The sequence below is a fragment of the Aliibacillus thermotolerans genome (assembly GCF_027853235.1).
Taxonomy (GTDB): Bacteria; Bacillota; Bacilli; order Bacillales; family Marinococcaceae; genus Aliibacillus; species Aliibacillus thermotolerans.
Genome location: NZ_WKJG01000098.1, coordinates 1 through 1,440, shown reverse-complemented (window position 1 = coordinate 1,440; position 1,440 = coordinate 1). Strand labels below are relative to the sequence as shown.

Sequence of the window (1,440 nt, the reverse complement as noted above, 5' to 3'; positions counted from 1 at the left end):
AGTCTAAAACTTCTTTGTTTCCTTCTTCCGTAATACCAATAGCGATGTAGACAGCTTCTTTTTCAACCGTTTGACGTCGAATCGGAATATGAGTGGCATCCAGATAAATGCACACATAGCGTTCTTCGAGCTTTCGTTCATGGAAAGCTTTCACATCTTCAGAAACAAGTTGTGTTAGGTTCGAAACCGTTTGTTTGGAATAGTGATGTCCATACATTCGTTCGATGAGATCAGCGATTTCATTTGTCGTAATCCCTTTTTCATAAAGATGAATGACAAACTGTTCTAGCGTATCATTGGAACGCTTATAAGGAAGCTATTGTTTGTTGTTGAAACTCTCCATTACGGTCTCTAGGGATACGAAGATGTAGTTCTCCGTATTCGGTTTTAAATGTACGATCGTAGTAGCCATTACGGGAATTGCCGGAATGAAAACCTTCTCGATCATAAGGCTCATAGTCTAAAAAGACAGTTAATTCATGTTTCAACAGCTGATTGATGGCTGTTTCCAAATGATAACGAAAAACTTCTTCGATATCTTGTTTTTGTGCTAGTGCTTCGATTAAATCTGTAGTAAGATGATTCATAGGGAAGACCTCTTTTCTGTGAATTTTGTCGGCTAACTTTATTCTACAGAAAGGGTCTTCCTTTTTCTATGAACATTATTTAGTGCATTTCTATTTACACAAAATATTTTACACTCTCAAATCTATTTTGCTCATTATATGAAATTATTTTTGTTATATTATATTTGGAGTATCCTTGGTTACATGATAATCTTCGGAGCATCGTTTTACATGTTCTTGCGGAATAACCGAGATTTCCAAGAGGCTGAAGGACAAAATTAAAGAAGAAAATAGGGTTAGTTTTTGGGCTAGTCCTTCGCTTGGTTTGGCAAGTAAGGCAGAAGGATGATGACATCCAGGGGGGAAAGCTCGAATCCTCTAGGGTTGCATTTCCCCTTACCGTCATCGATTTTGGGATGCAAGAGGATGATTCCAAGTATGTGAAGAAGTAACTTTAGCGCTAAAACATGCGAATTCTAAGCGCATGTGGAAGAACTCTTTATCCTAAAGCAAGCGAATTTTAACTTTACAGCCAAGAAGTCTCTCACTTCTAAACGTGAAGGTGCTTTTAGCACCAGTGAAAGTGGGAGATGAATTGGCTTCGGACAAGGACAGGGTAAGAGTAAAATTATTGTGGGCAAAAAATATCCCCCTCATTTTGGAAAGGGTCAATGAACCCTTTCCAAAATGAGGGGCAAGCAAGCGTTAGCGCGCTAGCTACCATGTAAAAGGCATGAAAAAAGAGTTACTCCTTGATAAAATTAAATGTACGAACAAATAACCCAAAGGAGTGAACCCTTATGAATAAGAATATCATAGAATTCCCTCATTTAAAACAGTTGGAGGAGCTTCTCTGGCGCCAACTACAGAAAAC

At 38.3% G+C, this 1,440-nt stretch carries 1 pseudogene; it reads right to left on the bottom strand.

Features of this window, described 5'->3' with window-relative positions:
- Positions 1 to 587 (bottom strand): annotated as a pseudogene (locus GJS40_RS13410) (IS256 family transposase); the annotation flags it as partial.
- Positions 588 to 1,440: the final 853 nt, after the last annotated feature.